The following is a 14,061-nucleotide window of genomic DNA, read 5'->3' on the forward strand; positions in this document are numbered from 1 at the left end:
CCGCCAATCACGATCACCCCCGAACGGTTGCAGCCGATCACCCAATGCGGTCGCGTGAAACTGCGATCGACAGGCAAGGTTGTCATACGAAGTCGACGTAATCGTTCATCGAATTGTATCGAAAACGTAATATATCGCTCGAATTCTGACCGTCGCCCCAACCGCTAAATTCGTGTAACTCGTGTTTAGCAAACGGCTTCCGTGCGGCGGCCGGCTGATTGGCGTGTGTTTGACGCGGTCGCGATTTTTGCAATGCTTACCCGGTGTGATCGTCCGAAGGAAACGTTGAGGCGAAACGTTTTCCGGCGTTCCCTATCGAAGAGCGATTGTTGATGAGCACCGTTACGCCAAGCGATAAAGATTCCAAACCCGGCGATTCCGATTCTAGCGGCAAGCAATGCGACACCAAGCCGCAGCGTCGCAGACGGTTGGGCGTCCCCCATGCCGCAAAGCTGTACCATAACTTGGTCCCCGCTTACCAAGCATTTTGGCCAGCCGTCGCGGGGCGAAATATCCGCATGGCGATCGGCCGGATGGAGATGGCTGCTGGCGCGAAGGTCCTCGAGGTCGGTGTCGGCACAGGGCTATCTCTGCCCAACTACCCGACGCATATCGACCTGACCGGGATCGATCTTTCCGAATCGATGCTGGCCGAAGCGGAAGCGATGATCGATCGCAATCGCTGGCAGCACGTCGATGTCCAAGCAATGAACGCTGAAAGCTTGGACTTTGAAGACAACCAGTTTGATGTTGTCACGTCGTTTCACACCGTCAGTGTCGTGTCCAACCCGACTCGCATGATGAGTGAGATCGTACGCGTCTGCCGCCCCGGCGGGCAAATCTTGATCATCAACCACTTCCGCAGCGACAACCCGCTGATCGCACGTGTTGTCGACTCCGCCGGCAACGTGACGCGGCGACTGGGTTGGCGTACCGATCTGGAACTGGAAACGATCATGAGCGAACTACCGATTCGCATCGAAGAACGCTACAAACCGAACCCGTTTTCGTTCTTTACGATCATGCGAGCGATCTGCAAACCAAACCAGATCAACTGACCGCGGGCACGGGGCCCGCTTTGCCGAACGATTGTTGGGCGATGCTACTCGTCGCCCTGTTGCTTGTCGACCAAGCGGGCTCGAATGCGATTGCCATGCTCCTGAGGGGCGTCTTCGCGTTTATACATTTCGATCGCTTCGTCGGTATGGCCGAGTTTTTCGTTCAAACGGGCCAGATTGTACCGGGCGGGATCGACCCAAATGGAAAGCTGCTCTTCATCGAGCACCCGATCCGCGATCCAACGCTCAGCGGTCTCCGTTCGGCCGTCGTCGCCTTGCAACAGACTTAGCCAATACGTCGCGGTACGCTTGCCCATACGCATCATCGCCTGGATCTGGGCGATCTGTCGATCGTATTCTTCCGCGTCCACGTTCAAGTCACTTCGTCGAATGCCGTAAGCAGTTTGCAGATCGACGTCGATCCGCAAGTCTTCGATCTCGAATTCGGGAGCACGCTGTTCCAAGTACATCGTGCGTGCGCCTTTGACGTTGGAGTCCTCCTCGTCAGCAAACTGCCCCAACAGGTGCAACCAGCGGCCTTGGGCGAGGCTCTTTGCGCTGTCAAAGTTTGCTTCCAACATTGCCCAGCGGGCGACGAACCAAAAATTAAAGATCGGATCGCGCTGGCCATACTCCATACAAATCGCTTGATAGATCTCCGCCTTCACGGCGACGTCCCACAACTTGGCACTGCTGATGCCAGTGACAGCATCAAAGTCCTCCGCCAATTGGTCTGGATCGACATAGACGTTCATACGCCGCATGCCCGTCAGTCCAGATTGCAACTGTTTCATGCGAGGGCTGACCGCGATTGGCGAAAGATTAAACAGCGCCGCGCACTGCTGGACATCGTTTTTAGAGAGCGGGTACGTGAACTCGTCGAGGCCCGCGATGCTAAGCCGACGCAGTACCAATTCGTCCAAGCGAGCTTGGGAAAGCGTTGCGATCCCCACTTGGCCGGGGCCTGGAACGAAGACACCCAATCGTGGCTCGAAAAGATAAATTTCGTCGCCAACCAGGACACCAACAAAGTAAGGCGTGACCGCTCCGGTTGACGAATCGATGGTGCCGATTACTGCTGCCGGAACGTTCGCTTGCCGGCAAAGCTGTGTAAACACCCCGGCACGTTGCAGTCCGTCGCCGGTACCGCGCATCACTGTCTGGTAATCGGTTTGGCGGTACCCAGGACCACGGAACTCCATCCCGAACGGAAACGTCGGACCAGGAGGTGCACCAATCACCGGCACATCAGGCTCGTAGGCCACGTTTCGAACAGTCCAATCAAACAAACGTGCTGCCGTCTTCAGCTGATCGACCTGTTCTTCGCTCAGTGACTTTGCCAGATCAGCGAACCAATCGCTCAGCAGCAATTCATCCATCTCAGCGGTGTCGACCCAACTGTAGAGCGAATGAAAGAGAAAGCAGTCACGAAGGTGATCCGCATCACCCGGCTGGAACGTGGTGTCGCCAACCAGCTTGTCGAGTTCCTTCGGGGGGAACAGTTCCGAAACTGACTTGAGCAATTTTGGGAGAGACGTTGCCGGTGCGGGCTGATTTTCACTCCACCGATTCAAGTGGTAAGCAACTTGTCGCCTCGCTTTTTTCGGATCCAGTTCGACGAACTGTTTCAGCAGCGCGAAGGTTTCCCCCAAGTGATCCTGTTGCGATCGCGCCTGCTGCTCGGCTTGGCGTTTGACTTGGATCTCACGCACCAATTGTGAATCATCGTTGCAGCCGGTCAGTGTCGCCAAACAGCACACGAACAGGGATGCTGCGGCAGCGACCAGACGCATCGAAGCCTTGGGCATCGATGACGGAGTTATTTTACGAAGTGCCATGAATGGGGCGGAAAGATTGAATCGTTTCGCGGATTGCCAGCAGCCTGTTGACCATCGCACCGAAATCAGCAAGGGGAACCATATTGGCTCCGTCACTGGGGGAGGATTCGGGTTCTGGGTGGGTCTCAAAAAAGACTGCGTCGATACCCACTGCTACGGCAGCCCGGGCCAATGGTTCGACCATTTCTCGGTTTCCGCCGGTGCTTCCCTGGCCTGATCCGGGCCGCTGAACACTGTGGGTGGCGTCGAACACCACCGGCACACCGAACGAACGCATGATCGGCAGCGATTGCATGTCGTTGACGAGACGCCCGTATCCAAAAAATGTCCCCCGTTCGCACAGCAGCACACCGCCACTGCCGGCCCCTTGTGCCTTTTGCACGACGTATCGCATGTCCTCAGGGGCCATGAACTGGCCCTTCTTGATATTAACCGGCTTACCGGTTTCGGCAGCAGCGACGACGAGGTCGGTTTGCCTGGCCAGGAACGCCGGGATCTGCAGCACATCACAAACCTGTGCGACCGCGGCAGCCTGTTCCGGCAGGTGGATATCGGTCGTCGTCGGCAGCCCAAATTCGCGGCCAATTTTTTCCAACATCGCCAAGCCCTCTTCGATCCCAGGCCCTCGGATGGCGGCGGCACTGGTCCGATTGGCTTTGTCAAACGACGCTTTGAAAACAACGTTGACCGAGGGGGAATCATTCAGCGAGGCCAACGTTTCAGCGATTTGCGACGAAATCGTATGATCCTGTAAAACGCACGGCCCAGCGATCAACATCAACGGCTGACCGTCACCGCATTGATAGGAACCGATCGAAACAGGCGTGACGGCTGGGATGCCGACGTTGGCCACTGAATCTGTAGTTGGGGTGTGTTCGCTCATGCGGTGCAGTTTCGGCGAAGACAGCATGCAACGCAATCGGACCAAACAAATCGCCAGGCCGACAAATCGCTTGGCCTGCGTTCACCCAGATCAATGCTCTTTCAAATCTGCGACCGCTTGGCGGGCCCGCTTCAAGAACGCTTGCTTGGGTTCGCCGGTTTCCAAAAAGATCGGCGCCCCAATCGTGATGCAGCTCAGCAGCGGCACGGGCAAGACTTCACCACGCGGCAGAATGCGATTGACGTTGTCGATATAAACGGGAACCAGTTCCAAATCGGGGCGTTTCTTGCCCATGTAGTACAAGCCGCTTTTGAACTGCCCCATCTCTTCGCCAGAACTTCGTCCTCCTTCAGGGAAGACGATCAGCGAATAGAGGTCGCCCATTTCTTCGAGCATCACATCGATCGGGCTACGATGGACCTTAATCTCTTTTCGATCGATCAGTAACGCATTGAAGCTGGCCGCCATGTGCGGCTTGATCCAACCAGAACTCCAATAGTCCTTGGCGGCAACAGGACGTGTGACTGCGCGAATTTCACGCGGCAACGCCGACCACAGCACCACCGCGTCCAAGTGGCTGGTGTGGTTTGCAAAATAGATGCGTTGGCACGTGTCCGGTTGGCAATCTACCCAACGGACCGTGAAGCCGCTGAACAGCTTCGCAAGCAGTACGATTACATGACTCGTCAATGTCATGGGCACAGTCTACTCGCACACGAATTGTGGTGGCAGTGGGGGCAGACCACCAAAAGGCATCCTAAGACGTCGCCTTTCGCTTGACGCCGACGCCCGATGACACACGCCTTGGTTTCCGCGCAACACGGTCATAGCTGGTGGTCATCAAATTCTGATACCCGCTGACCATGGACTGCAGCGACCCGCTATCGAGCACCAACTGGCGGCCTTCAATCCCCATCGCATGCCGCTGTGCCGGATCGAGCAACAGTTTTTCGATCGACGCGGCCATGGCATCAACATCTTCTGACGGGAACAGCCAACCGGTTTGCCCCGGGCGGATCGATTCGCTGACAGATCCAACATCCGTCGCGGCTACTGGGACTTCGCATGCGAGTGCTTCGAGTATCGATACCGGCGAAGCCTCGTTAAGCGAACACAACGTGAAGACATCCAACGCTGCGACCAGATTTGGGGTGTCGTGACGAGTTCCGAGTAAACGAATTCGCTCACGAACGCCAAGCTCGGTCGCCAACGATTCGATCGAATCGCGTTCGGGACCATCACCAACAATCAACCAATGCAAATCTGGGAAATGATGATGAAGCTTTGCAGCCGCTCGGACCAACAGACCGTGATTTTTTTCACTACGCAAAGCGGCAACAATTCCGACAAGCGGCGTATCGGATGCTAAACCGAGTTCGGCCCGAACGTCCAACCTTGCTTGGTGATCCGGTCGAAACCGTTCACAGTCAACTCCGTTTCGAATCACATGAACTTTGTGTTCGGGAAAACGCTCGAACTCATGCAGAAACTTTCCGTGTGAATCTGCGACGGCGATGAACGCGTCGGTGATCGGCGTCAACATCCGATTCAATCTTCCCACGCCATCTGGCCAACCGGTGCTGTGAAGTGCCGAGGCAATGACGGGAACGCCCGCCATAAATGCAGCTAATCGCCCCCAGAACATCTTGTCGCCGGCGCCGACGGTGATGACGACATCCGCGTGTCGCATTCGTTTGGCTAAGCGAAACGCAACCCGTGCATCCCATTTGCCACCGATCAAATTGCTGTAGAGCGGAAACTCTTCTGCGATTTGCTCACCCAGTGGACCGGGGTCTTTCAAACAGATCACCTCCGGGCGGACAACGGCTGGGTCAAACCGCCGAAGCATGTTGACCAACAGCGTCTCCGCACCGCCAACCGGCATGCTGGTGATGACAAACTGACACCGCATTGCACCGCGTTCGCGCCTTGGAGGAGTGGAACGCCAAAGTTGTCGAAATCGCATGGGAACGGACCGGAATGAATGTGAGACAAGCTGATACTAAAGCCTAGCTCACCGAGCCGAGGAGCTTGCCAATTCGGCCGTCATTCCGATTAACTTGTACAGACCCCGCCGAGGGGGCAGTCGGCTTCCAAAGTCACCGGAACTTGACGATCTGAATGCAATGTCGGTTGCCACCTTGAGCGAATCTGGCGGATTGCTACCGAAAAGTGAGGTTTTTGACCGAGTTGGACTTTCCGCAAAATTGACGCTTTTGTTAAAGCCAGCCTGAACCCTCTTCCTCAGCAGGCCTTCAAAATGCGTCGACACCTCAACTCGTCAAAACTTCCCGCCGCCGCGATCACGTGTTCCGCAGCGTTGCTGCTAGTTTGCGGTTGCCGAAACACGACGAACGCTCCGATCGGAACGTTTGGCCAAACGTCGACGCTCGCCCCTGTTCAAGGCGGAGTTCCGCTCTCACCCATCCAGCCGACATCCGGCGTCAGCGCATTTGGTTCCCCAACACGCGTCCCGCCCCCATCAACGGGTTCGTACAACGTCCCCGGCAACTACGGACCATCGACTGGCTACGCCCCTAACAATTCGACCTCGTCGCTGCCTTCCGGTGCGGCGTATGGACAAGCCGCATTGACTCGTGGCGTCACCGACCTGACGACCGCAGGCGGTACGGGTAACTACGACAATTCAATTCGCCAAACTGGCTGGATCTCTGATTCGCCGCTTCCACAACAAGCTCCGTCGAACCCTGCACCTTCGACAACACCGTCCCCCGATTCGATTCGCGCCGGTGGCATGCAAGTGATCGATCTCACCGGTTCGCCTTATCCGCCCGGATACGTCCCGCCACAGCAGCGCCCTGGTTACAACTATGGCGCGAGCTATCCGACATCGCTTCCGCAGCAGCCGCCGTACCCGAACGTTTTCAATCAGCATGACGTCGTCACGCAAGGGTACTCGAATGACTTGTCGGCAAACGCGCCGCTGGGGCAACCGACCAATTCAACGTTCGTTGCAAACACCAACGCCTTTGCCGGCCAAAACGCAATGAACAATTCAGCCCAACGACAAGCCTCGCTCCCGTCAACGGAACCGATCACCGACGACAGCGAATCGAACTTGTCCTGGCGGCGACCAACACCACGTTTCTAAATCTCTCCTGACGAACCGTTTTCACCACGGTTTCGAATCGCCCACCTAAGGCAACAACCGAACGTTGTCGATCCAGATTTTGACGTCGACCGGTGGATCGACCAAACCAAGATCGATAAAGCGGATTTGACTTCGGTTCAGACCGTTTTCTTCCAAGGCATCGAGTTGCTGTTTGTTGATCGTCCAGCGGAAAGGCTGGCCTGGCGACAGATTCTGGACAAACTTCGCTTCGCCAAACTGTCCCGATTGATCGACGATTTTTAAGACAGCGGTGACTTGATCGATTGCAGTATCAGGATCCAACAAGAGGTCCAATTGCAACTCGCTGTATTGTCGCCAGTCGTGAACCAATTCAATCAGCGTGACCGCCGGAAAGTGGCTGCGACGAAAGGTGACTTGGCCACTGTGTTCCCCAGCGGTGACATGCTCTGAACTAAGCACCAGTTCGCAATCACGACGATACCACCGTGACAACTCCGTTTCTGTTTCGAAGGACGCGAGCAGTGGAAACTGATACATGATGGCGAGGTCGTCGGACAGGTCGATCGCGGGGTGCACCCACGCGGCGGCTAAGAGCAAGAGTCCGCCGACGAACGCTGTTTTTGCGGCACCATTGCGTTGCGAGCGTCGAAGTTGAATCCCATGAAAAATCGCCAATGCCGCCGCGACGCCGAGCGAGTTTGCGATCGCATCATGCAACGCCATACTGCGTCCCATCTTCCACTGCGCAAGCTCCATGACGACGCCAAAGCTGCTCAGCGTGATCCAAACGACGGCCGTTCGAAAGATCAACTTGGAACCGTCAGCAGACGGTTGCTGCGCGAGACTAATTCGGCGCTGCCAAAACGTGATCCAAGCGAACGCGAGCGACCCGAACAACGGTGCATGGACCAAATCGCCGAGCGCACTCGCGGTGCGACCATGCAACGGAATGGGCACCAACAACGCCAAGATAACTGCCGCCAAGATGCAAGCGATCCGTTTGACGATCACGGCGTTTGACAGCCCAACTGACGGAGGATCAGTCGTTTCGGTCACTCGTTCGACGCCATCCAACGCATCCACTCCGGTTCATCCTTTAACGGCAATGTCGGTTCGGGGATCACTGCCAAACGCTTGCTCTCCGGCGTTCCGGGTGTTTGCGCGCGAACGGTTAGCAAGCCGTCAACATTTAGTTCGAATGCGATCATCCACGTGCGCCGGACTTGCCCATCAGCTTGGCGACTGACTTCAAATGTGAATCGTCCCAGTGAATGCCACGTCTCGCTATGGACGCCCGAAGATTCGACGACGGATAACGTCATTGACTCGCGTTCTTTTGCGATCGATAGTTTTCGATTGGTTCGCGCAGGCAGCTTTTCGCCGCGTTTAATGATCGGCAGGATTCGCCGTCTGCCATTGTTATCTTCGACCACGATACCGATCGATTGCCCGGCAACGCTCTTTGGCGGCACGAGAACATGAGTGCGTTGTGGCAATTCGGCTTCCAAACAAGCCGCCGCACCTCGCGCAACATCGCTACGGTCGGTCGCTCGAATCGGCAGGTCCTCGGGCAAGCGTTTCAACAATCGTTGACGCAAGGACTCGATTCTCAGTAGCGACCCCAAGGTAACAACGGAACTGATTTTCTTGGGATGTATACCGGTCACTTGGCAAACCTGATGCATGTCTTGCCGAATGCCATGAATCAAGTCCGTACATCGTTCCAGCCATCGTTCTCTGGAAACGGTAATCGAATAGGGTCGTTCGTCAGTTTCGACACTGACGGTGACATCAGGCAAAAGCAACAACGAATTCAACGCGCGTTCACAAGACATTTGCAGACGTGACGCGGTGACAGACTTTTTGCGCGGGTCGAATCCGTGGATCGTACGAAAACCTTCCGATGCGAGTTCCACCAAACGGTGCTGCCAAGTCAGCGTACCGTTGTGCCAGTGTCCAGCCGTTGCCAATTGTCGAAGCTGCGCGCCGTCGCGATCGATCAACGCGACCTCGGTTGCTTGACCGGACAAGCCAATAAACAACAGCGTCTCGCTGCCATTCAAATCGATCGGCATGTCTTCGTCTGACGCGTCAGTGTCTGCAGCCGCCAGCAGGGACTGGACCGCGGCTAAGCTGCGATCGACCAAGCGAACCGATTCAAGACCGGCCAACCGGCAAGCTTGCTTGATACTACGGCGATGGAACTGGTCATAGCTGGCGGGGACGCTGACCGCCGTCAGTTTGGGCCAATTGTCATCGGGATAACTGTTCCCGACGGCACGCCGAACCGACATCGCCATCAGGACCTCCGGGGGACATCGCCGTCCGGCGATTTCGCGTTCCACCAAGTCTTTGCCGATGTAAAGCGGCAAGCAATGCACGACGCGTCGCGGCATCGCCATCCGCATCTGATTCGCATCGACATCGTACAGCACGTCATCGTCGCCGTTGGCGATCGACATTCGCAGCAACGGTTGACCTTCGGCACCGGCAGACAAGTTGTGAATCCCGACGCCAGGGATTGCTTCGGCGGTCGCGATGTAAGTCATCCCCAAGTCGATCCCGAAGATTGGCACATTGCCAAGTGCGGTCGAACTGCCAGACAAGGTCGACGCATCCAGTGAGGATTGCCGCTGAACGAATTCGGAAAGCCATGCCGGGCTGTGTGATTCCTCGGCATAGGCGGCGAGATCTTCGATGACTTCGTCGAGTGAACCATAGCGCTCGCTCAGTTTCTTGGCCATCATCCTGCGAAGGATATTCGCAAACCCAAGATCAACGTCATCACGCAGCTGCATCAAATCCGGAACTTCGCCGTGACGATGCCCATAAACTTGATCGAGGTATTCACCTTGATAGGGCGGCTTGCTGGTCAACAAAAAGAACATCACCGCGCCGAGTGAATAGATATCACTGCGCGGGTCAACTTCGTCGGGCATCTCCAGCTGCTCGGGCGACATGTACGCAAGCGTTCCGACCAGTTTTCCTTTGCGTTTGTGAAAGGAATTCGGATCTTGCACCCGTCCGATTTCGCGGCCATCGTCGGACCACAAAACGTTGCTGATTTGTGCCAGCCCTAGGTCCAACAATTTGATTGTTCCGTCGTTGGCCCGGATCAAGTTGCCGGGTTTGACATCACGGTGAACAATCCCATTGCGGTGTGCGTGCAACAATCCCAAAGCGGCCTGGCGGATCACGGCTGCGGCCATGCCGGGTGTCAGCGGACCATTCTTTGACACGAACCGAGTCAACGTCATGCCTTCGACGTATTCCATCACCAAGAAATGGATGGAATCGTATTCGCCAGCATCAAACGCGGTCACGACATTGGGATGCATCACGCGAGAAGCGGCACGGACCTCATCGTAAAACCGCTCCACCGAAGCTGAATCCCGAATACGATCCCCGCGCAACATCTTGAGCGCGACAAGCCGTTGCATGCGGACATGCTCTGCTAAGTAAACCTGCCCCATCCCACCGGTACCGATCAGCTTCTTGATCCGATAGTCGCCAATCTGTTCGGGCAATTGCAGCGTCGCAACGTTTTTTGCGGCGGGCGGACCGGGTTCGTTTTGCCGAGCCCCTGAATCGACCAGCGACAGAGAGGCCACCGATTCGGCGGCATCGTCAAAGTCACGTGTCGCGCCGTCGGTAATCATCGCCGACATGTCTTGCGAAGACAGCCGCCAAGGCGCAGACGAATCACTCACAGGATTTTCGTCCAGCGATCCGTCGGAAACCGATTTGGAATGTTCAGAAGACACGGTCGTGTTTTTGCCCAATTCGTTTCGACCCCATCGGGGCCGAACCAATACCTTGGGAAGCGGAAAAAGCAGCACGTGTGCGGCTTCTATCCTTGTATGTTATTTCTATTCGGTCCAGTCCGTTTTCGCCCAGTTTATCGTGGCGGCGTTGATTAACGAGGCCAACGGAACACTTGGCGGATGCGGTGTAGCCGATTTCACGGCGGCATCGTCCGCTCACTGCCTGCTGTCGGGAAGCGTGTTTGGGCGGTAAGTTGGATGGCGCTTTTGAACCTACGCCTTGCCTAAGCGATGTGCCGCATCGGACGGTCGGGCCCACACCAAAACTCTCGCCCCCCTGCTGACGTTTTGCCAAACCCGGACCAACCGTCATTATCGTCACCGTCGACTTCCCCCTCGGACGAACGTGTTTTGCGGATCGCGACTCGTGAAAGCCCGCTCGCAATGTGGCAGGCCGAGCATGTCGCTGCGCTGTTGACCGAGTTGACCGTTCCGCCAAACATTGTCCCGATGGTCAGCAGCGGCGATGTCGACATGCGACCGATCGACGGAAAACGCTCCGTCGGTGTGTTCACCAAACGAATTCAACAAGCCTTGCTGGAAAACGAGGGCGACGTCGCGGTCCACTCGATGAAAGACTTGCCGACCGAGCAGCATCCGGATTTGATCATGATCGCCTCGCCCGATCGTGAAAACGTTAAGGACAGCTTGGTTTCGCCGCAATCGCACGATCTCGAATCGCTGCCCAAGGGAGCGAGAGTAGGCACCGGCAGCCGACGCCGCGCGGCGCAGCTATTGCGGGTCCGCCCAGACCTTGATGTCCAGCCGATCCGCGGCAACGTCCAAACACGATTGCAAAAAATGAACGATGGCGAATTCGACGCGATCGTATTGGCATCCGCAGGCATCGAACGACTCGGCATGAGCGACCTGCCTCGCGTCGAGCTTCCTTTAGACGTGATGCTTCCGGCGCCCGGCCAAGGGGCGCTGGCAATCGAGGTTCGGCGCAAGGACTCTTTGGCGATGGAAGTCGTCTCGGGAATTGACCGCCCAATCTCCAACGCCTGCACACTCGCCGAACGCACGCTGCTGTCGGAACTTCATGGCGGCTGCTTGGCACCGATCGCCGCCCTTGGCACGATCGACCAAAATGGAGAACTATCTCTGACTGCTCGTGTACTGTCGCTCGATGGTACCGTGTGCTTGGAAAGCTCAGCCAGTTCGGTGATCCGCTTGAATGACGATTCTTGGCCCGACACGGCCAAAGCACTTGGCAAACAGGTCAGCGAAGTGCTGCTGGAGCAAGGAGCACGTGCCCTGATCGACGCCGGGCGCTAACAGCAACTTTGGCACTGCCATTCGGGTTATGATCATGGGGAACGCCTACCTCGCTTCCCCACGATCCCCAGCCCTGAAGATGACACCTTCACACAACCAGTCTCGCCGCAAATTTTTCACTGCGGCTGGTGCACTCGCCACTGCCACCTGCGCAACCGCAGGCACCAATTTCGCAACCGCCACTGAACCGTTCCCGCGAACCGGTGGACCGCGTTTTCGCATCGGCCTCGCCGCATACTCTTTGCGAAACAGCTTTTCTTTTATGAAGGGCAAGCCGAAGAAGCCGACTGATCCGACCAAGGCGATCGACATGCCAGGCTTCCTCGACTACTGCGTCGAACAGGGCTTCGAGGCGGCCGAGCTGACAAGCTACTTTTTCAAACCGGATGCGGACGACAACTACTTTCTAGATCTAAAGCGGCAAGCGTTTCTAAAAGGCGTCACGATCTCGGGTACTGCAATTGGTAACAACTTTACGCGCGGCGCGGGCGATCGCCTGGATCAAGAGATCGCCGACGCGTTTGCCTGGATTGATCGTGCCGCAATTCTCGGCGCTCCACACATTCGCTTCTTCGCCGGAACGGGCAAAGAACTCGATGAACATCCTGAGCGTTTCGATGATGCCGTGTCAGCGATGAAACGCTGTGCCGACCATGCGGCCAAGCGTGGCATTTTTCTTGGCATTGAAAACCATGGAAACTTGAAAGCAGACCAACTGCTCGGATTGATCGAAGCGGTCGACCACCCTTGGGTCGGGATCAACTTGGACACCGGAAACTTCTTCACCGACGATCCCTATGGCGACTTGGAAAAGTGCGTTCCCTACGCGGTCAACGTTCAGGTAAAAGTCAGCATGCGGCGCCCAGACGGGACGCATTACCCGGCCGATCTGCCGCGCATCGGCAACCTGCTAAAGGATGCCGGATACCAGGGATTCGTGATTCTTGAGTACGAGGACGAATCCCCCTACGAGAACATCCCCGTAGCTGCGCAGCAGTTGCGTGAAGCACTGATGTAGCTGGCGCGATCGGGGCCGAAACGTCACACCGTTTCGTATTCGGAATGTCGGTCAGCGGACATTTTGCTCCCCCGGGGACACCTCAATCGGATCGACCGATACAGCCGGAATGGTTTGATGGGCGGCAAATTGAATTTCGCCGCATTTGATCAAGATGACGCGACGTCCGAGGCGGAATCGGACTAGTTTCTTGGTGTGCGAGGGACGCAAAGCAACGCGATCGTCACAACCAGATATTAAGCGTCCCCCCGTGCGAGGCGTGGTCGGTTCTTCGGAGCTGGCCTCGCCTTTTTTTATGCGCCGACGGGACGGCATTTCGGCGATGACCGAATGTGTCCGCCGAATTCTGATACTTCTTCTGCAAGCGACAACAAGAGCTTTCTCAAAGCCACCGCGTTCTCAAAACGCCTTTGTCGCGGAACTCAATTCAGGTTTCGAAGGAGAAGAACGATGAAGAATATTTTGCGTCGAGCGATGATCGATTCAGAGACGTTTGTCGTGGAACTGGAATATGCCGATGCCAAAGGCAACTTGACCCGACGGATCGTCAGTCCGATTCGCTTTGTCGGAAACGACCGCGTCCTAGCACTTTGCCTGTGCCGCGAAGAACCGCGACAGTTTTATCTATCACGCTGTTCCAACGTCCGCTTGCTGCCTGCGGTCGAAGTGATCATGCCAGTGCCCATGCAGCCGGTCGCCACATCAGCGGCCTTGGCGGGCGCAAACGCGGCCGGGGGAACAGCCGGGTTGGAAGTCTGCTTGGCCTAGTCAGCCAGTGCGCCCGTCTCAATCGCGAAGCTTTCAAAACGCACGACCGATTTTAAGCCGACTGGGCTCTCTCCGAGACCGCGTCTTCTTTTTCCCAGCGATGTCGTCCGGTAATCAGACGGGCAGACCGATCGCGTGTGAAGAACGCCCACCCCCATTGCACCAACACAAGGACTCGGTTGCGAAAACGGGTGATGTACATCAAGTGAATCAATAGCCAAATTGCCCAAGCGACGAAGCCGTGAAACTTGAACCGCCCGATAGTGCCGATCGCTTGCAACCGACCAAAACAACCAAACA

The 14,061-nt window shown here is 56.4% G+C and carries 11 protein-coding genes and 1 pseudogene; 5 read left to right on the top strand and 7 right to left on the bottom strand.

The window, feature by feature from the left end:
• Window positions 1-332: 332 nt before the first annotated feature.
• A complete protein-coding gene (locus CGZ80_RS14060; RefSeq protein ID WP_094415441.1) occupies window positions 333-1,058 on the top strand; it encodes a class I SAM-dependent methyltransferase in 726 nt (241 codons plus the stop codon).
• Between the two features lie 44 nt (window positions 1,059-1,102).
• On the opposite strand, the gene CGZ80_RS14065 is transcribed toward CGZ80_RS14060, so the two are convergent.
• From CGZ80_RS14065 to CGZ80_RS14080, 4 genes are all read right to left on the bottom strand, one after another.
• A complete protein-coding gene (locus CGZ80_RS14065) occupies window positions 1,103-2,896 on the bottom strand; it encodes a hypothetical protein (RefSeq protein WP_233148420.1) in 1,794 nt (597 codons plus the stop codon).
• A complete protein-coding gene (kdsA, locus tag CGZ80_RS14070; protein ID WP_094415468.1) occupies window positions 2,883-3,779 on the bottom strand; it encodes a 3-deoxy-8-phosphooctulonate synthase in 897 nt (298 codons plus the stop codon). Before kdsA ends, CGZ80_RS14065 begins: the two co-directional genes overlap by 14 nt.
• 90 nt (window positions 3,780-3,869) lie before the next feature.
• Entirely contained in the window at window positions 3,870-4,475 is a 606-nt protein-coding gene (locus tag CGZ80_RS14075; protein ID WP_094415443.1) for a lysophospholipid acyltransferase family protein, read from the bottom strand.
• A gap of 61 nt (window positions 4,476-4,536) precedes the next feature.
• Entirely contained in the window at window positions 4,537-5,691 is a 1,155-nt protein-coding gene (locus CGZ80_RS14080) for a glycosyltransferase (protein WP_094415470.1), read from the bottom strand.
• 348 nt (window positions 5,692-6,039) lie between these two features.
• Here CGZ80_RS14080 and CGZ80_RS14085 point away from each other — a divergent pair, with 348 nt between their 5' ends.
• Window positions 6,040-6,891, top strand: coding sequence for a hypothetical protein (locus CGZ80_RS14085; RefSeq protein ID WP_094415445.1), 852 nt, complete (start codon window positions 6,040-6,042; stop codon window positions 6,889-6,891).
• Between the two features lie 45 nt (window positions 6,892-6,936).
• Here CGZ80_RS14085 and CGZ80_RS14090 read toward each other — a convergent pair whose 3' ends face one another.
• Window positions 6,937-7,956: a hypothetical protein gene (locus CGZ80_RS14090; protein WP_094415447.1), complete on the bottom strand. Its 1,020-nt coding sequence runs from the start codon at window positions 7,954-7,956 to the stop codon at window positions 6,937-6,939.
• Window positions 7,926-10,637 carry a protein kinase domain-containing protein gene (locus tag CGZ80_RS14095; protein WP_143543922.1) on the bottom strand — a complete coding sequence of 904 codons (2,712 nt, stop codon included), beginning with the start codon at window positions 10,635-10,637 and terminating at the stop codon, window positions 7,926-7,928. Before CGZ80_RS14095 ends, CGZ80_RS14090 begins: the two co-directional genes overlap by 31 nt.
• Window positions 10,638-11,048: 411 nt before the next feature.
• Here CGZ80_RS14095 and hemC point away from each other — a divergent pair, with 411 nt between their 5' ends.
• The 3 genes from hemC (at window position 11,049) to CGZ80_RS14115 (ending at window position 13,761) form a co-directional block, all read left to right on the top strand.
• Window positions 11,049-11,975 (top strand): hydroxymethylbilane synthase, encoded by a 927-nt coding sequence (gene hemC / locus CGZ80_RS14105; RefSeq protein ID WP_255407710.1) that lies wholly within the window; start codon window positions 11,049-11,051, stop codon window positions 11,973-11,975.
• 79 nt (window positions 11,976-12,054) lie between these two features.
• A complete protein-coding gene (locus CGZ80_RS14110) occupies window positions 12,055-12,993 on the top strand; it encodes a sugar phosphate isomerase/epimerase family protein (RefSeq protein ID WP_094415472.1) in 939 nt (312 codons plus the stop codon).
• Between the two features lie 450 nt (window positions 12,994-13,443).
• The gene (locus tag CGZ80_RS14115; protein ID WP_198953692.1) at window positions 13,444-13,761 is read left to right on the top strand and encodes a hypothetical protein; all 318 of its coding nucleotides are present in this window, start codon (window positions 13,444-13,446) and stop codon (window positions 13,759-13,761) included.
• A gap of 52 nt (window positions 13,762-13,813) precedes the next feature.
• On the opposite strand, the pseudogene CGZ80_RS14120 reads toward CGZ80_RS14115, so the two are convergent.
• Window positions 13,814-14,061 (bottom strand): annotated as a pseudogene (locus CGZ80_RS14120) (hypothetical protein); the annotation flags it as partial.

This window comes from Rhodopirellula sp. MGV, assembly GCF_002251265.1.
GTDB lineage: Bacteria > Planctomycetota > Planctomycetia > Pirellulales > Pirellulaceae > Stieleria > Stieleria baltica_A.

Bases quoted from the DNA above. Each gene is read 5' to 3' on its own strand.
- CGZ80_RS14075 (WP_094415443.1), bottom strand. From the start codon at position 4,475: ATGACATTGACGAGTCATGTAATCGTACTGCTTGCGAAGCTGTTCAGC.
- CGZ80_RS14110 (WP_094415472.1), top strand. From the start codon at position 12,055: ATGACACCTTCACACAACCAGTCTCGCCGCAAATTTTTCACTGCGGCT.
- CGZ80_RS14065 (WP_233148420.1), bottom strand. From the start codon at position 2,896: ATGGCACTTCGTAAAATAACTCCGTCATCGATGCCCAAGGCTTCGATG.
- kdsA (WP_094415468.1), bottom strand. From the start codon at position 3,779: ATGAGCGAACACACCCCAACTACAGATTCAGTGGCCAACGTCGGCATC.
- CGZ80_RS14060 (WP_094415441.1), top strand. From the start codon at position 333: ATGAGCACCGTTACGCCAAGCGATAAAGATTCCAAACCCGGCGATTCC.
- CGZ80_RS14085 (WP_094415445.1), top strand. From the start codon at position 6,040: ATGCGTCGACACCTCAACTCGTCAAAACTTCCCGCCGCCGCGATCACG.
- CGZ80_RS14080 (WP_094415470.1), bottom strand. From the start codon at position 5,691: ATGCGGTGTCAGTTTGTCATCACCAGCATGCCGGTTGGCGGTGCGGAG.
- CGZ80_RS14115 (WP_198953692.1), top strand. From the start codon at position 13,444: ATGAAGAATATTTTGCGTCGAGCGATGATCGATTCAGAGACGTTTGTC.